Origin of the sequence: Leclercia adecarboxylata, from assembly GCF_006171285.1 — a bacterium.
GTDB lineage: Bacteria > Pseudomonadota > Gammaproteobacteria > Enterobacterales > Enterobacteriaceae > Enterobacter > Enterobacter barmai.
On sequence record NZ_CP040888.1, the window covers coordinates 1 to 15,827 of the forward strand.

Sequence of the window (15,827 nt, forward strand, 5' to 3'; positions counted from 1 at the left end):
AACTGGCGTGTGACTGCGCCAGGGTTATGAAGGCCGACGGGCTGGTGAATGTTCAGACGCGAAACGATGTGAATGGCAACCCGGTGCTGCTTGAAACCAACATGCGTCCGTCAGGGGGGGTGGGTTATACCCTTCACAGCGGGGTGAACCTTCCTGGGTTATTTGCTGCCTTTAAGCTCGGTCTGATGTCTGAAGATATGGTGCGCCAGAGCGCTAAAAACACCTTTTCTCCGGTTGCGGTGAGATCCATTACGGATGTAATTGCATACCCGGAATCACTCTCTAACCTTCTGAATTAAGGCGTATTTATGTCTGATATCCTCGAAGATATGATTTATCGCCGTACCCTCTCATGCGGTACGATTCAGGTAACCCGCGACCAGGGTGAAGTTTCGCTCGATGACCTGTTTGACATCGCTGAAAGACGTAACCCGAAACGCGCCTTTCTGTTTGTCAGCAAAGTACTCGGCAGGCACATTCCCGTGCCACCCTCAGTCATGCGGCAGGCCTACAGACAGCTTGCCAGCCAGTTCCCCTCGACACTGACAGGACCCGTACTGTTTATCGGTATGGCTGAAACCGCCGTTGGGCTTGGGGCCGGTGTATTTGATGAAGTGCGCCACCAGCATCCTGAATCTGTCTATCTGACCTCTACCCGTCACCCGGTTGATGGCACGTTGCTTTGCGAGTTCAAGGAAGAACACAGCCACGCCACCGATCATCTGATCTATCTGCCAGATGATGAAGAGAAAAGACGTCGTGTTACCAACGCACGAACGCTGGTTTTGATTGATGACGAGGCAACCACCGGTAATACCTTTATTAACCTGCTTTCAGCCCTGCGTAATACCGGCAAGCTTCAACATATTGAACAGGTTATAGCCGTTACGCTTACCGACTGGAGTGGCAAAGCCTTGTCCGAGCGCAGCACCTTACCAGTCACTTCGGTTTCTCTTGTAAGCGGTAAGTGGGGATGGACCCCATTACCTGATGCACCTGTCCCGGACATGCCGAAAGTCAACGTAACTTCACGAGGAGAATGGGACATCCAGGGAAAACAGTCCTGGGGCCGACTGGGGATGCTCGCACCTGCGGCCGATCTCGGCCATGAGGTCTCCGTCCACAAGGGGGAACGTATTCTGGTTCTCGGGACCGGGGAATTCGTCTGGGAGCCGTTCCTGCTTGCTGAACGGCTCGAAGCTGCCGGAGCACAGGCATTTTATGGATCGACCACCCGCTCCCCTATCGCCGTTGGTTATGCCATTGAGTCCGCCATTTCCTTTACGGATAACTACGGGCTGGGCATCCCCAATTTTGTCTATAACGTCGCCCACCAGCAGTTTGACCGCATTCTTGTGTGTACTGAGACACCCGCAGAAAGTATTGACACGCAGCTTCTTAAGGCGCTGGCTGAGGTTGCGGCCGTCGTGGAGATTGTTACCTATGAATAAACCCGTTGTTCTGAGCGACCTTGACGACACGCTCTTTCAGACCCGTCGTAAAATGGTGGACGAGCTGGCCCTGGAGCCATTCCGTACCGGTGCCGTTGATCGCACCCTGAATCCACGAAGCTTTATGACGGAAGAACAGTCCATGTTGGTGGACTGGCTCCTGGAGCAGGCTGAACTCATACCCGTTACCGCACGGGGAACTGAAGAAATCAGCCGCGTACGGATCCCTTTCCACTCCTGGGCAATCACCACTCACGGGGCCGTCATTCTCACGCCAGAAGGCAAACCCGACGAGGAGTGGAAGGCCCATATGCTCGGCCAGCTGGCTCCCTATCAGGAAAAGCTGACATCGATGCAGCGTCTGATCACTGAAATGATGGACGCAAAAGGGATCAATGCCTGGGCAAGGCTGAACTTCGAATACGGTGAAACGGCGGTTTATATGGTGATGAAGCACCGCGACAGCACCCGCCTTGACGAGCTCAATGCCATTGCAGATGAGATAGAAACGGTGTTTCCGACCGAGGGCTTCTACATCCACCGCAACAGTAATAACGTGGCCTGGCTTCCCACCGCGGTTGAGAAAGGGCTGGCAGTCAGATGGCTTCTTGAAAAACTTCGGGCTGAACGCGGAGTCTTCCCCGTAATTGGTCTGGGCGACAGCCTGAGCGATCATCGTTTTATGAAACTGTGCAGCTGGTTTGGCATCCCGCGTCAGAGTCAGTTTGCAGATGCCATTTCACAGCGAATTTTTGGAGAAAATTAAAATGCAGCCACATGACACATTTACCGGCTCATACCAGCCCGGTGACGTGGAATTTCTGCTAAAGCCGGTAGTCATTGAGATGACGCCGGTTGAGCAAAAAGAAGAGCTGATTCAGTCAGGGAAGAAACATTATTCGGACATGCTCAGTCAGGAGCCAGCGCCAACACAATGGCATCTTGATTTGTTTCACCGGGCGCTGGATCGGGGCGCAGAGAGACTTGCAAAAGAAGTCACACAGCTCGCTATTGCTCTGGCCGAACGCTTCGGTGATGAGCCCATTGTACTGGCCAGTCTCGTCAGAGCTGGCGTGCCGCTCGGCGTTATGCTGCACCAGGCCCTGCGTGACATGGGGAAAACCTCATGGCATTACGGTATCAGCATTATCCGGGATCGTGGAATTGACGGTGCAGCCCTCGACGTCATTGAAGAGCGCCATGGTACCAGCGGTATTGTCTTTGTTGACGGATGGACAGGTAAAGGCGCAATTACCGGAGAGCTTGTACGCGCACTGAAAGATCGCCCGGGCTATCCTGAGCAGCCGCGACTGGTTGTCCTGGCCGATCCCTGTGGCTGCTCCTGGCTTGCAGCCAGTGATGATGACTGGCTCATTCCTTTTGGCATCATGGGTGCGCCGGTATCAGGCCTGATCTCCCGGTCAGTATGGTCCTCTGAAGGATTACATGGGTGCATGGTTTGCGAGCATCTCAGTGAATTCGAATGCAGCCGGATGCTTGTCGATACCGTCGCCCATTTCCGTAAGAAGTTAACCCCGTCATCCCTCGCTACCCTGAGCTGGAATATGGAGTCAGCCCGGGTCTTATGGCAGACAAGTCGCGACGTTATCGCGTTCCTGGCCGATGAATTTAAAGTGGACAGCGTCAATCGTATTAAACCCGGTATTGCTGAAGCAACCCGGGCTGTATTACGTCGGGTACCGGACCATGTATTTGTGCGTTCTATTGACGACCCGGACGTTGCCTTGCTTGTAGGGCTTGCTCGTGAAAAGGGAATAGTTGTTACAGAAATGGGGGGAACCCTCGGCCAGTATCGGGCTGTAACCATTATCAAGAAGGTACTCTGATGAAAAATCGTCTTTCTCCCTGGAATCTGGGAGCCACGCTATACATGCCTGCAACACGGGAAGATATTGCTGATGCCGTCCTGCACGGGAAAATCCCGGGTTTGCGCTCTCTGGTGATTTGCCTGGAGGATGCTGTCAGTGAAGCAGACATCCCCATCGCCCTCAAAAATCTGGAGCACCTGCTGCACGAGCTCAGTAACAGCATGCGTAGCCTGGGTAAAAATGACTGGCCTCTGGTGTTCATTCGCCCTCGGCATGCCGAAATGGGCAGATGGTTAAAAGCGCATTATGATCTTTCCGCTGTCGATGGGTTTGTGTTGCCGAAATTTACCCTCAGTTCGTTAGCTGAATGGTGGGATATCATGGGCGGGACTCACCTGTGCATGATGCCAACGCTGGAAACAGAAGACGTCTTTGACGTGGTTCAGATGCGCGAGCTGGCCACTCGCCTGGTGGAACATCCCTGCCACGACCGCATTATTGCGCTTCGAATCGGCGGCAACGATCTTATGAACGTTGTGTCGCTTCGCCGCCCCCGGGACCTGACGCTGTATGACAGCCCGATGGGCTACGTCATCAAAATGCTCGTTTCAGTCTTCGGCCCGCGTGATTTTGCCCTGACCGCGCCCGTATGTGAGCATATTGACGATCATGCCGTTATGGCCAGAGAGCTGGCTCTTGATATGGCACATGGGCTTGTTGGGAAAACGGCCATTCACCCGGGTCAGATAGAGGTCATTCAAAACGCGCTGATGGTCACTCAGGGTGAGTATTCTGACGCTCTGCGGATCCTGAACTCTACCCAGGCCGTGTTTAAGTCGCAGGGAGCAATGTGTGAACCCGCCACACATCGCCGCTGGGCGGCTGGCATTCTGGACAGAGCTCGTTTTTATGGGTTACAGAACGAGCAAAGCGCTGATGGAATCAGATTACTTACCGTGACCCAGCATCATTAAGGAAATCATAATGGGGTTCAGGTTCAGAAAGTCGATCAACATTATTCCTGGCGTTCGCCTCAACCTGAGTAACGGTGCACCGAGCCTGAGTGTCGGGCCGAGAGGTGCTTCCGTTTCTTTTGGTAGCCGGGGGACCTATGCCAATCTGGGCTTGCCCGGTACCGGGCTGAGTTACCGTACCCGGCTTGACCGGGCCGCGCGTTCCGGAGGTGGAAACCGGACGGCAACCGACCCGGGGCTCAGACAGGCGCTTGAGCAGGAAGCCGCTGAACTCATGTCAGCGGTAACCGCAATCCGTAATATTCACGAGCTGACGCCGGATCCAAAAACAGGCATCAGCTGGGCAGAGCTGGAAGCAGTATACCTGCATAACAGAACGTCGCCTTTTCAGGTTCCGGCACCGGTGCGTCCAGAAAAGCCAGACTACCTTGCATTGCCGGAAAAGCCTGCCGAGAGCGAAGGCATTAGTTTTCTGGGTAAATGGTTTGAATCGGAATCAGCTAAAGCTGAGCGCCACGCCGAAAATCTTCGCCGGTGGCAGCAGGAGCTGATTGATGTGGAGCGTGAGAATACCCTTCGACAGCACCGGTACCAGCAACAACGGACGGCCTGGGCCGAACAGTATGCAAACTGGAAGTTTGAAGCAGAAGAACATGAAAAACGGCTCGCCACGGCTCAGGCAGATGCCCGGCAGCAGTTCCGGACAGACGCCGCGTTTTTCGAATCATACCTGGCGGGTGTGCTGGCAGAAACTGAATGGCCGCGTGAAACGATTGTTGCATTTGAAGTAAAGCCGGAGCTATCAGCAGTCCTGCTGGACGTTGATTTAGCTGAGATTGAAGATTTCCCTGATAAGATTTACGGCGTTAATGCCCGGGGCACGGAGCTGACGGAAAAAGCCATGACGCAAAAAGCCGTACGCGAAAACTATGCCCGCCACGTCCATGGCTGCTTGTTCCGCCTGGTCGGTATCGTTTTACATACGCTACCTTTCGACAACGTGATTGTGTCAGGCTTTACGCAACGGGTCAGTAAGCGGACCGGCTATCTGGAGGATGAGTATATCCTGTCCTGCAAATGCACTCGCAGCCAGATGTCGTCAGTAAATTTTGCAGGCATAGAACACATTGATCCGGTTGAAGCGTTAGGCGATCACCCGGTTATTCGAAAGATGAGCAGTACCTTCATTTTTCAGCCTATTGAACCACTAACCCTTTAAGCAGGCTAAATCTTACGATGCAATTAAATACCAGACAGGCCCGGATTTTTAAGCTTGCCAACTTACTGGGCACCGGCAAGCCCGTTTCCGCTGCCGACATTATAACCAGTCTGGAATGCTCAGAGCCGACATTAACCCGGGCCCTCAAAGAGCTACGCGAGTCATATTCTGCGGAGATCAAATACAGCAAGGCAGGTCATTCCTACCATCTCGTTAATCCGGGCCAGCTGGATAAAAAGACCCTTCGCCGGATGAATGAAGCGCTCGCACAGAATGCTGAACTGAAAACCGGTGAGTCTACAGGGAAGGTCGTACTCGATAAGGATAAAAAAACAGCCGTGTCCTTATCGCTACGCATGCGGATCTTAAGAAAAATTGACCGTCTGGCTGCGCTGAGTGGCTCGACCCGAAGTGAAGCGGTAGAGAAGCTGGCTCTGCACTCCGTTGACGAACTGATAAAAGAATACAGCGCTAAAAAGTCCTGACGCTAAATCTCAGACCGGGGTGAAAACCCCGGTTTTGTCATATTTTACCTCTGTATTGGCGTGACGTAGTTTTGATCTATTCTCCTCCCGCAATGCCAGCAGCGCCTTACTGACTACAAAACCTGGTGTCTTGACATCCTCTTGTGCTACACATCAATCTTTGGGCGTTTTACACTCCATTCATGCAGATCTGTGATGTATGATGAATTTCATACATAAGACAGTTTATTTGTCCGAGTTTTTTCAGAAATCTTATATTCCAGTCCGGTCTGAATTATTTTTCTGTTGATAAGAGGCCATTCACATGTCGGTAATTCTATGGTGGTTAACTTATTTCTTTAATGCCGCTTCTGAGTATTTAATCTCCACCCGACAGATGTCGTGCCGTTTTATCAAATCAACAAACCCTGGCCTCTTCCTGAAACTACTCTCCTCTTCCGATCTCTTAAGAAGGAATTACATTTGAGACGCTTACCCGTATATCTGCTACTCGACACGTCCGGCTCTATGCACGGAGAGCCTATCGAAGCGGTTAAAAATGGCGTTCAGACGCTGCTTACCACGCTGAAACAGGATCCGTATGCACTCGAAACGGCTCACGTGTCAGTGATCACCTTTGATTCTTCAGCCCGACAGGCAGTCCCCCTGACAGACCTCCTGAGTTTCCAGATGCCAGCACTAACAGCCAGCGGCACCACGTCTCTTGGCGAAGCGCTTTCCCTCACGGCCAGCTCCATTGCCAAAGAAGTACAGAAAACGACGGCTGACACTAAAGGTGACTGGCGTCCCCTTGTATTCCTGATGACGGATGGAAGTCCGAATGATGACTGGCGTAAAGGCCTGAATGACTTTAAAGCGGCCAGAACCGGCGTTGTTGTGGCATGTGCAGCCGGGCATGATGCCGATACCAGCGTCCTCAAAGAAATCACTGAAATCGTGGTTCAGCTCGATACAGCTGACAGTTCGACGATTAAAGCTTTCTTTAAATGGGTCAGTGCGAGCATTTCGGTAGGCAGTCAGAAAGTGGAGTCCAGCAAAAAAGAAGTGATCGGTCTTGAAGACCTGCCACCGCCGCCGCCAGAAGTAAATGTGGTCTTATAATTTTATTGATTAAGGGGATATCATGTCTGTCAGTCTGAGCAAAGGCCAGGGCGTAAGCCTGAAAAAAAATGAATACGATCTCTCGTCCGTTACTATCGGCCTCGGTTGGGATATTAATGAGGAAAAGAAAGGTTTTCTCGGCGGGATCTTTGGTAAAAAAGAAGAAGAATACGACCTTGATGTGATCGCTTTCCTGTGTAATTCAGCCGGAAAGGTGACCGATCTCGGCAATGTGGAAAATGGTAAACCAACGCTTGTGAATGGCGATATCATCTTTTTCAACAGCCTTCGCCATAAGTCAGGCAATATCTGGCTGACGGGCGATAACCGAACCGGAGCCGGTGACGGTGACGATGAGCAAATTATTGTGCGCCTGAATTCCCTTGACGCTCAGTACGAGAAAATTGTGTTCATCGTTCAGATCTACAATGGTGAAAAGCTCCAGCAGCACTTTGGTAAAGTTCAGAATGCCTTCATCCGGGCAGTAGATGCCCGTAATATTGAAATGGCACGATTCGATCTTTCTGGCGGACCCGCCTTCGCCAGCCAGCGCTCCATGGTCTTTGCCGAGCTGATACGCGAGGCTACAGGCTGGAAACTCAGGGCAATTGGTGAGCCTTCAGAATCAGATTCGTTTGTCTCGCACCTGAGGAATTACATGTGATGCGCCGCCTGCCTGTTTACCTTGTTATCGACACATCCGGCTCGATGCGCGGTGAGTCAATCCATTCCGTTAACGTTGGAATTCAGGCGATGCTTAGCGCTCTTCGCCAGGATCCCTACGCCCTCGAAAGCGTTCATATCTCCATTATCACCTATGACAATGAGGCGCGTGAGTTCATTCCTCTCACGCCGCTGGAAGACTTCCAGTTTTCTGACATCGTTGTGCCAAGCGCAGGCGGGACGTTCACCGGTGCTGCCCTTGAATGTCTGATGCAGTGTGTTGAACGGGATGTACGTCGCTCAGATGGTGATACCAAAGGAGACTGGCGTCCTCTGGTATTCCTGATGACTGATGGAACCCCTTCTGATGCCCTGGCGTACGGTGAAGCGGTAAAAGCGATTCGCGGCCGGGGATTCGGATCCATCATTGCCTGCGCCGTTGGTCCTAAAGCAGGCCATGAGCACTTAAAACAGCTCACCGATAAGGTTGTGTCTCTGGAGACGCTAGATTCAACCGCGTTTGCAGGTTTCTTTAAATGGGTATCGGCCAGCGTGTCTTCCGGCAGCACAAGCGCGGGGATTAATAACGGAACTGATACCCTTCCCCCTCCTCCACCAGAAATCCAGCTGGTGCTCTGACAGACAGAAAGGTGCTGTTTCCGGGCAGCACCTTTCTGTACAGCAACGTTTTCTGCTGGCCGTACCAGCCGTACGAGGAAAATTATGAGACGCCTTCCCGTGTTTTTTGTCCTGGACTGTTCAGAGTCCATGATTGGTGAAAACCTGAAAAAAATGACTGATGGTCTGCAAATGATCGTCGGAGATTTAAGAAAGGATCCACACGCACTTGAAACAGCCTGGGTCTCGGTAATCGCATTTGCCGGTGTAGCCCGTACGATTGTACCTCTTCACGAAATTGCCTCGTTCTACCCTCCCCGCCTTCCCGTTGGCGGCGGTACGAGCCTTGGAGCTGCATTGCGTGAGCTGACCGTGCAAATTGATACCCAGGTCAGAAAAACCACTCATGAGGCTAAAGGCGACTGGAAACCCGTCGTGTATCTCCTTACCGACGGACGTCCGACTGACGACACAACCGCAGAAGTGAAGCGCTGGAAGGATCACTACGCGAGTAAAGTGAATCTCATTGCCGTTGGCCTGGGGCCGTCAGCGGACCTGAATATCCTGCGGCAACTGACAGAGAATGTCATGCTGTTCACCGAATCTCAGGAAGGGGACTTTACCCGCTTCATCAAATGGATCACGGCCTCGGTTACGGCGCACAGCCGCAGCGTCGGGGACGACAAACAACCTGAGCTCAGCCAGACTGAATACATAGTCCGGCTGGCCAAGGACGAGCCAGTAAAAGCGTACGACGAAAACTGCGTTACGCTTACCGGCCGTTGCAGCAAGACCCGTCGTCCGTACCTGATGAAGTATGAACGGCCACCAGCAAGGGTTTCCGGGCTCGATTTCAGTCTGAACCTGAACAGCTTTAATATTGCCGGATGCTATCCCATCGATGAGGACTATTTTGCGTGGTCAGATGCCACCGCTACCGGTTTGCAGGTAAATACCAGCGAACTGCATGGCGTACCGGGTTGCCCCCACTGCGGTAATGCCAGTGCGTTTGCCCTGTGCTCATGCGGAAAGTTGCTGTGTATTGACGGCCCGGATGACGTGATCTGCCCGTGGTGTGAAACAGGCCTGTCATTCAGCAATGATGGCGGAAACACTAACTTCGACGTAAACAGAGGGAGAGGTTGATGTCGCAAAATGCTTTACTTGAAGAGAAGATTATCCGCTTAGTTCTGTCTGAGCTGGGCCACCCTGTTGAAGGTGAGCGGCTTTTACTTCTATCGCAGGACCCATCCCTTACCGAAGAAATTATGCGGCTTAAAGAGCGGATTGAGAGCCTTGCACAGGGTTTATCTGCGCGGGTTAGCGAAGGTGATAACGACGCAGAGATTGCCGCCTCGTCAGCATCCAGTCTTTCCGATCAGCAACAAACGGTCGTAAGTGTTGCTGATAACCCGGGCATTGACGCTACCGATACATCAGCACTGCAACCCCTGCCAGAAAATGAGCCTCATCCTCCGTTCTGGAAGCTGATGCCTTATTACGAATTTGATAAACCAGCACAGAGGGAAGACGAAAACCTGTCTTCCCTGGTATTAAAACCCGGGCAGATACCGACAGGCCAGCAGCGGGCCAGCTTAGCTGTGCCACCTGCCGTTCCCCCGAGAGCTAAAATAACGATCCCCAACGCCCGCGCAGGCGAACGTTTCTCTTCGCCGGTTGCTATCGTTCTGGGTGAGGGCCAGCAGGCTACTGTCAGGGACGTTGTCTTTCCCCGGAACATTGGCCTGTCTTTTGACAAAGAACAGGAGTTGCTGACAGGTACTCCCACCGAAAGCGGCGATATAGAGCTTTCAGTAATCTGGTCATGCACGTCGCACGACGAATGTGAAACAAAACAGCTATTTATAATCAATCCCGATCCGAGAAGCCTGTGGAAGGTGGTAGAGCCACCAGCAGACGCTCCCTACCCTAAGTCCCATCTGGACGCTGCTGGCCTGGTCAGGGGTGATATACGTATTGCTGCCGCCAGTCGCCGGGGACGCTCTCATGAGCATGCCGGAAGCTTCAGAGATGACGACTTCTACATCAACCACTGCCAGGAAACAGGATGGTCTGTCATGCTGGTCGCAGACGGAGCCGGTAGTGCGGTAAATTCCCGGGAAGGCTCCCGGATTGCAGTCAAAACGGCTGGCGATTACCTTTTAAATCAGCTCAGTGGTGTGAAAGGCGTCCATTTAAAGCAGCACATCACGGCGTGGGAAGGGAGCGATCAGCAGGCAACAATAAACGCCATGCTTCATCATTTTAAACAGGCAGCTACGCTCGCGGTCAACAGTATCCAGAACGAAGCCATTTGTGCAGAACAACCTGTGAAATCCTATTCAACAACCCTTCTGGCAACTGTAGCGCTACGAACTGATAACGAGCTGTTTGCGACTGCATTCTGGCTTGGTGATGGTGCGATAGGTGCATACAGCCCTTCCGGTAAAGTCAGGATACTGGGAAATCCCGATAGCGGAGAATACGCAGGACAAACCCGTTTCCTTGACCAGAGCATTATCGCAGACCCCTCGTTTAGCGGCCGCATCAGCGTGGGTAAATGGAATGATGTATCTCACTTGATCCTCATGACAGACGGCGTCTCAGACCCTCTGTTTGAGACGGATAATGGGCTTCGCAGTGACGAAAAATGGACCCGTCTCGTTGATGAGCTCAACCCTGTCCTTACAGACGCCAGTATTGCGCCTGAGAGGTTAGGCGACTGGCTTAACTTTTTCTCCACAGGGAACCATGATGACCGCACTATTGCGGTGTTGTGGTAAGGGATACGCTTTTTCGGTGATCAATATGGCAAATATCGTTACGTGCAAAACAAAGGACGGCGAAACAGTCCAGTATGTTGACGAGGTAATTGGTTCGGGCTCGATGAAGGATGTTTACTTTTCGCCTGATAAATCATACGTCGTCGCTTTTTATCATAAACCGCAGAACGAGCAGGCCCGGGATCGGATTGATATGATCACCGGACGCTACAGGCAAAACATTTTTGGCCAGTCCGGAGGTGAATACTGGAAGGACCTGTTTTGCTGGCCGACCCATGTTGTTGAGCATGGGCATAAAATCGGCATCGTGGTTCCAACCTACAAAAGCTACTTTTTCTTTAAATACGGCTCTAAAAACGATGATTTTCTTGGCATAAAAGGTCGTGAAAAGGAAGGCAAATGGTTTGCCAGCGCCAGCAACCAGAACAAATTTCTCGACCCACGTGAACGAGGCAATACGCTTACCTATCTCAAGGTCTGTCTGCTGCTGACAAGAGCCGTCAGAAGGATGCATGCGGCAGGTCTCTGTCACAGCGATCTAAGCTATAAAAACGTGCTTATCGATCCAGAAATGGGACATGCCTGCATCATTGACGTAGACGGCCTGGTTGTCCCTGGAAAGTATCCTCCCGACGTGGTGGGCACCCCGGATTTTATCGCTCCGGAAGTGGTGAAAACCAGTCATCTTTCCAAAGAGGATCCGAACCGCGTATTGCCAAGCATTACTACTGACCGTCATGCGCTGTCGGTGCTTATCTACATGTATCTGTTCTTCCGTCATCCGCTACGTGGCGGAAAAATACATGACATGTCGGATGAAGTACGTGATGAGACCTTATCTATGGGTGAGAAGGCACTCTTCATTGAACATCCGACAGACAAAAGCAATGCAGTCAAAGTCAGTCAGCTATCGTCCTTTTCACTGCCCTGGGCTGACCCGGAGAAAATTCCTTACACCATCATGGGCCCTTATCTGACACCTTTGTTTGAGCGCGCCTTTATAGATGGCTTACACGATGCCACTAAACGCCCGACCGCCGATGAGTAGGAAAGCGCCCTGGTTAAAACAGTCGATCTGATACAGCCCTGCCAGAACAAGGCGTGTGAACAGAAATGGTACGTTTTCTCGGGTAAGACAAAGCCGGTTTGTCCCTACTGCGGTACGCCATACAAGGGTAAATTACCGGTTCTAAATTTATATTCTTCCCGAAAGGAAGGCAGTTATCGTCCTGACGACCACCGGTTGATGGTGTGGAGCGGGCAGTCAATCTATGCGTGGCATGTGAATCGCCTCATTGCACCAAATGAGCGTACAACCGATTTGCAAAGGAAACGAGTTGGGTATTTTGTTTTCCATAACGATCAGTGGTGGTTAGTAAATGAAGGCATAAATGGGCTTATGTCATTACCGGATAAACGACAGATTGCCATTGGGGAAAAAATTGAACTGACGAATAACGCTCAGTTTGTTCTGTCAAAGGAGGAAGGCGGCAGGCTGGTCGTCGTTCAGTTAGTAGAAAACTAACGGACGCCCATAACGACTAAAACGTTCTGGCAGCATACTGAACCTGTTTAATGAATCACTATATTAAGCTGTGTCAAATTTAAGCTGCCAGAAAAACTGACTGTCTGTGCCGGATATGCGGTACACCTCCTGCGGCAAGGGTTTAATGCGCAAAGCCCAATTTATTTATAAGAGTGAATAGTTTTGTGGCTCTACCCTGCCGCTCTCCTTTCCTGTGTCATGGTTTTTAACATCTGAAATACTGACATTGTTAAGCCGGTGATTGTATAAGGCGATGCGGACAATCTCATGAAGATATTCAAGTTCGTTTTGTGTCAAGGACTGGCCTTCCTGGGTTTTTGAAATCATTTCCTGCCAGCAGATCAGTCTTTCGTAACTGACATGTTCGCTGTTTTCCAGGCAGTGCAACCTGAAATAGCGAAGGAACAAAGGAAATTCATCGGTCTGAGCGATGTCATAAGCCCGAACCGTTAACCGACACAGACATACAATCGTATCCTGCTGTAACCTGACTAACGCGTTATGACTGCCCGGAAGGATATCAGGCAATTTCATCTTACAGTCAGCAAGGCGCTGAAGAAGAGGCCCTTCCTCTGAAGGCTCCCGTCCCCGATACTCCTGAAGAGGTTCAGATTCAAGTTCATGCATTAATGGATGATATAGCCATTCCCGGGAACTGGTCTCATCAATGATCAGGCTTTCAATGCACTCACTGTATGTTGTTTTACGTCGCCCGAGCTGCACCTGACTGATTTCATATTCAATATCTGGAAGATCGATACGCAATGCGGCAACTCTTTCGGAAGGATGAAGGTGGTCAAAGGTTAACTTCGCAGAAATGCTACGATCCCTGTCCAGAAAGACGGCCACACATAAATCATTAACCTTTACGAACAGATCAGCTGTGCCTCCGAACATACTGCCGCTTCCAATAACCTCATTCAGTGAAACCGGCCCACCATCGTCGCCAGCGAGAAGATTTGGGAAACCAAGAACCTGGTGCTCGTTGATGACTTCAATAATTTTTCCCCGGATGGCTTCCATCAGACCATCACAGTCACCGGCTACAGCAGTACTGTGTGAGAAATGCCAAAGCTTGACCTCCCCCTGCTTTGCTAACAGATCAGTTTTGCAAGCGGGGCAGATGCAGTTACAGTCGATACCCCGGCTGACCTCTGTAATATCTAAAAAGAGTCCTGATTCTCTCTGGAGTCCAAATGGAATACCAAATGTGTAACTCTTACGCATGGCTGCACCCCGTTTTTGATAATTATTCAAACTATATCCGAAATAACGGAGGAGGATTTCTGTAAAACGAATTAAAAGAAATGATTTTTTAGTTTTCCAGATTAATGTTTGACAAGAATCAAATGAGAGCCTTACAAATATGGAGAGAGAAGTTTAGGTAAAGTAACTTTTATCACAACTTCTAAAATTAAGGAGAATATCGGATGTATTTAGCAGTGGGCTTGGCTTATGATTAAAGTCTTTCTCCGAACTTAATAAGAAAGTTAAAAAGACAGGCTATTACAGTGCCTTTAGCCCCGAAAGGGGCATAAACTATTTTCAAATCCAGACACAGTCTTTTTGTTGTGCCAATATCAATAATTACTCGCGAACAAAGGTCCACACACTCGCAGGAACTTTGTCATATAACTTTTTCATTGTCAGTTCAGCTTTACGATGATCATAAGCACCAGAAATTTCAAGAGAGGCGACACCCGAGTTTTTTTCACATAACCTTTCAAATACTTTTTCGAGCGTTTCGAACGAACTACACTTACGGAATTTCATTAAATAAGACTGCTTTGTGTCAGACATAATCAACCTTCTTTAGACAGGCCTCAACTGGCCAGGGATAATCTTAATATCATTTTTCACTTAAGCCTAACGATTTCACAACCTTTTTCGTTGTTTCCACCCTGTTCATAACCAGGTACATGAGTGCTAAAATGACTGTAAATAAAACCAGTGTATCCCGGTGAGCAGGATGAAGAATCAATCAGTGATCAGACAGTTTTCGGAAAGCGAATTGCATCAGCAGCTGGAAACGTTCGGCAACCATGATAAACAGCTTTCACGCTTGATCCGTTACTTTTCCCATCTGAGATACAACACAGCTAAAACCTATCTGCACTGGCTACGAGTATGGAACGAATGGTATCAGGCGAATGCCCGGTTGCATACAGACTGGCCAGTAAGTTCGCTCCCCGTGTCTGAGGAAGCTCTGCTGGCGTTTATGGGGCATCTTGAAGGCAAATTGTCACGAAGCAGCATAAACAGCTGTCTTCAGGCCTTAAACAGTATCCATAAAAAAGGGCTTAACCTGCCCGGGATTATTACGTCTGAAGCATGGTACATGCTGGAAGCCTTAAAACAATCGGAAGCCCGGAAGCGAAAGACGACTAAACAGGCAACTCCCTTTCTTATTGGCGATCTCAAGGCTCTGATAAAGTTACGCAGTACTACAAACTCAGTTCGTAAGCTTCGTGACCTGTGCCTGATCTGGACAGGCTTTGAAACACTGCTCCGTTCATCCGAAATTCGCCGTATACGTCTGAAAGATCTGTCTCTGGATAGTATGACCGGTGAATTTAACCTGACGGTATACCGTACAAAAACGAACATCAGTACACTTCTTACCTACCGGCTGACACGTCAGTTAACTAACTGCCTCTTGAGATTGATGAACCTTGTGAAAATGGATCAGCACAGTCATCCGGATGAATACCTTTTCCAGGCCGTAAATTTCCATGATACAGGCTATATGCCACCCGGCTGGAAGCTTCGGAGTAAAGGGAATGAGCTATCTGAGCTTCTTAAACGGCATAACCTGCCCTACCGTGCTAAACAAAGTCTTCTGAACGATGAAGATGAGGAAGACACTGTGGACGATGCCGGTATGCTCAGCAAAAATTCCCTTTTACGGGCATTTAAAGAAATGTGGAATGAGCTTTATCCAAATGAGACTAAAACCCGTTACTGGACAGGGCACAGCGTTCGTGTAGGCGGTGCGATACAGCTGGATATTGAAGGTTACTCGCTACCACAGATTATGGAAATGGGGAACTGGTCGAATGAAGAAATGGTTATGCGCTACATTCGCAATATTGAAGCTGGTAAAAAAGCCATGATCAAGCTTATGCGAAATGCCTTTGATGAATAGCGCCCTCACGGGC

Annotated in this window: 15 protein-coding genes and 1 pseudogene; 14 read left to right on the forward strand and 2 right to left on the reverse strand. The window is 50.3% G+C overall.

Features of this window, described 5'->3' with window-relative positions:
- From FHN83_RS00005 to FHN83_RS00065, 13 genes and pseudogenes are all read left to right on the forward strand, one after another.
- On the forward strand, positions 1-299 hold a 299-nt coding region (locus FHN83_RS00005; protein ID WP_176556461.1), incomplete at its 5' end, for an ATP-grasp domain-containing protein.
- A gap of 9 nt (positions 300-308) precedes the next feature.
- Positions 309-1,451, forward strand: a complete 1,143-nt coding sequence (locus tag FHN83_RS00010; protein WP_001280115.1) for a phosphoribosyltransferase domain-containing protein — start codon at positions 309-311, stop codon at positions 1,449-1,451.
- Complete coding sequence (locus FHN83_RS00015; protein WP_001040058.1) at positions 1,444-2,217, forward strand: hypothetical protein; 774 nt, start codon at positions 1,444-1,446, stop codon at positions 2,215-2,217. Before FHN83_RS00010 ends, FHN83_RS00015 begins: the two co-directional genes overlap by 8 nt.
- Before the next feature lies 1 nt (position 2,218).
- Positions 2,219-3,298, forward strand: a complete 1,080-nt coding sequence (locus tag FHN83_RS00020) for a cysteine protease StiP family protein (protein WP_001585166.1) — start codon at positions 2,219-2,221, stop codon at positions 3,296-3,298.
- Positions 3,298-4,254, forward strand: coding sequence for an HpcH/HpaI aldolase/citrate lyase family protein (locus tag FHN83_RS00025; RefSeq protein WP_011152965.1), 957 nt, complete (start codon positions 3,298-3,300; stop codon positions 4,252-4,254). The genes FHN83_RS00020 and FHN83_RS00025 overlap by 1 nt, the downstream gene beginning before the upstream one ends.
- A 10-nt stretch (positions 4,255-4,264) precedes the next feature.
- A complete protein-coding gene (locus FHN83_RS00030; protein WP_011152964.1) occupies positions 4,265-5,473 on the forward strand; it encodes a DUF4236 domain-containing protein in 1,209 nt (402 codons plus the stop codon).
- Between the two features lie 17 nt (positions 5,474-5,490).
- Positions 5,491-5,958 (forward strand): tellurium resistance protein TerW, encoded by a 468-nt coding sequence (gene terW, locus FHN83_RS00035; RefSeq protein ID WP_001176767.1) that lies wholly within the window; start codon positions 5,491-5,493, stop codon positions 5,956-5,958.
- Positions 5,959-6,420: 462 nt separating this feature from the next.
- On the forward strand, positions 6,421-7,059 hold the full coding sequence (locus FHN83_RS00040) for a vWA domain-containing protein (protein ID WP_001253657.1): 639 nt from the start codon (positions 6,421-6,423) through the stop codon (positions 7,057-7,059).
- 22 nt (positions 7,060-7,081) lie between these two features.
- Positions 7,082-7,723: a TerD family protein gene (locus FHN83_RS00045; RefSeq protein ID WP_000116681.1), complete on the forward strand. Its 642-nt coding sequence runs from the start codon at positions 7,082-7,084 to the stop codon at positions 7,721-7,723.
- Positions 7,723-8,361 carry a vWA domain-containing protein gene (locus FHN83_RS00050; protein ID WP_001253658.1) on the forward strand — a complete coding sequence of 213 codons (639 nt, stop codon included), beginning with the start codon at positions 7,723-7,725 and terminating at the stop codon, positions 8,359-8,361. The genes FHN83_RS00045 and FHN83_RS00050 overlap by 1 nt, the downstream gene beginning before the upstream one ends.
- A gap of 84 nt (positions 8,362-8,445) precedes the next feature.
- A complete protein-coding gene (locus FHN83_RS00055) occupies positions 8,446-9,486 on the forward strand; it encodes a TerY-C metal binding domain-containing protein (RefSeq protein ID WP_001253656.1) in 1,041 nt (346 codons plus the stop codon).
- Complete coding sequence (locus FHN83_RS00060; protein WP_000081060.1) at positions 9,486-11,123, forward strand: PP2C family serine/threonine-protein phosphatase; 1,638 nt, start codon at positions 9,486-9,488, stop codon at positions 11,121-11,123. Before FHN83_RS00055 ends, FHN83_RS00060 begins: the two co-directional genes overlap by 1 nt.
- 25 nt (positions 11,124-11,148) lie before the next feature.
- A pseudogene (locus FHN83_RS00065) lies at positions 11,149-12,648 on the forward strand (helix-hairpin-helix domain-containing protein).
- 165 nt (positions 12,649-12,813) lie between these two features.
- Here the strand turns inward: FHN83_RS00065 and FHN83_RS00070 are convergent.
- Positions 12,814-13,896 carry a hypothetical protein gene (locus tag FHN83_RS00070; RefSeq protein ID WP_001232447.1) on the reverse strand — a complete coding sequence of 361 codons (1,083 nt, stop codon included), beginning with the start codon at positions 13,894-13,896 and terminating at the stop codon, positions 12,814-12,816.
- A gap of 360 nt (positions 13,897-14,256) precedes the next feature.
- A complete protein-coding gene (locus FHN83_RS00075) occupies positions 14,257-14,469 on the reverse strand; it encodes an Hha/YmoA family nucleoid-associated regulatory protein (RefSeq protein ID WP_001285422.1) in 213 nt (70 codons plus the stop codon).
- Positions 14,470-14,638: 169 nt separating this feature from the next.
- Between FHN83_RS00075 and FHN83_RS00080 the strand changes: the two genes are divergently transcribed.
- Positions 14,639-15,814 carry a tyrosine-type recombinase/integrase gene (locus FHN83_RS00080; protein WP_000795949.1) on the forward strand — a complete coding sequence of 392 codons (1,176 nt, stop codon included), beginning with the start codon at positions 14,639-14,641 and terminating at the stop codon, positions 15,812-15,814.
- The last annotated feature ends 13 nt before the right edge of the window (positions 15,815-15,827 follow it).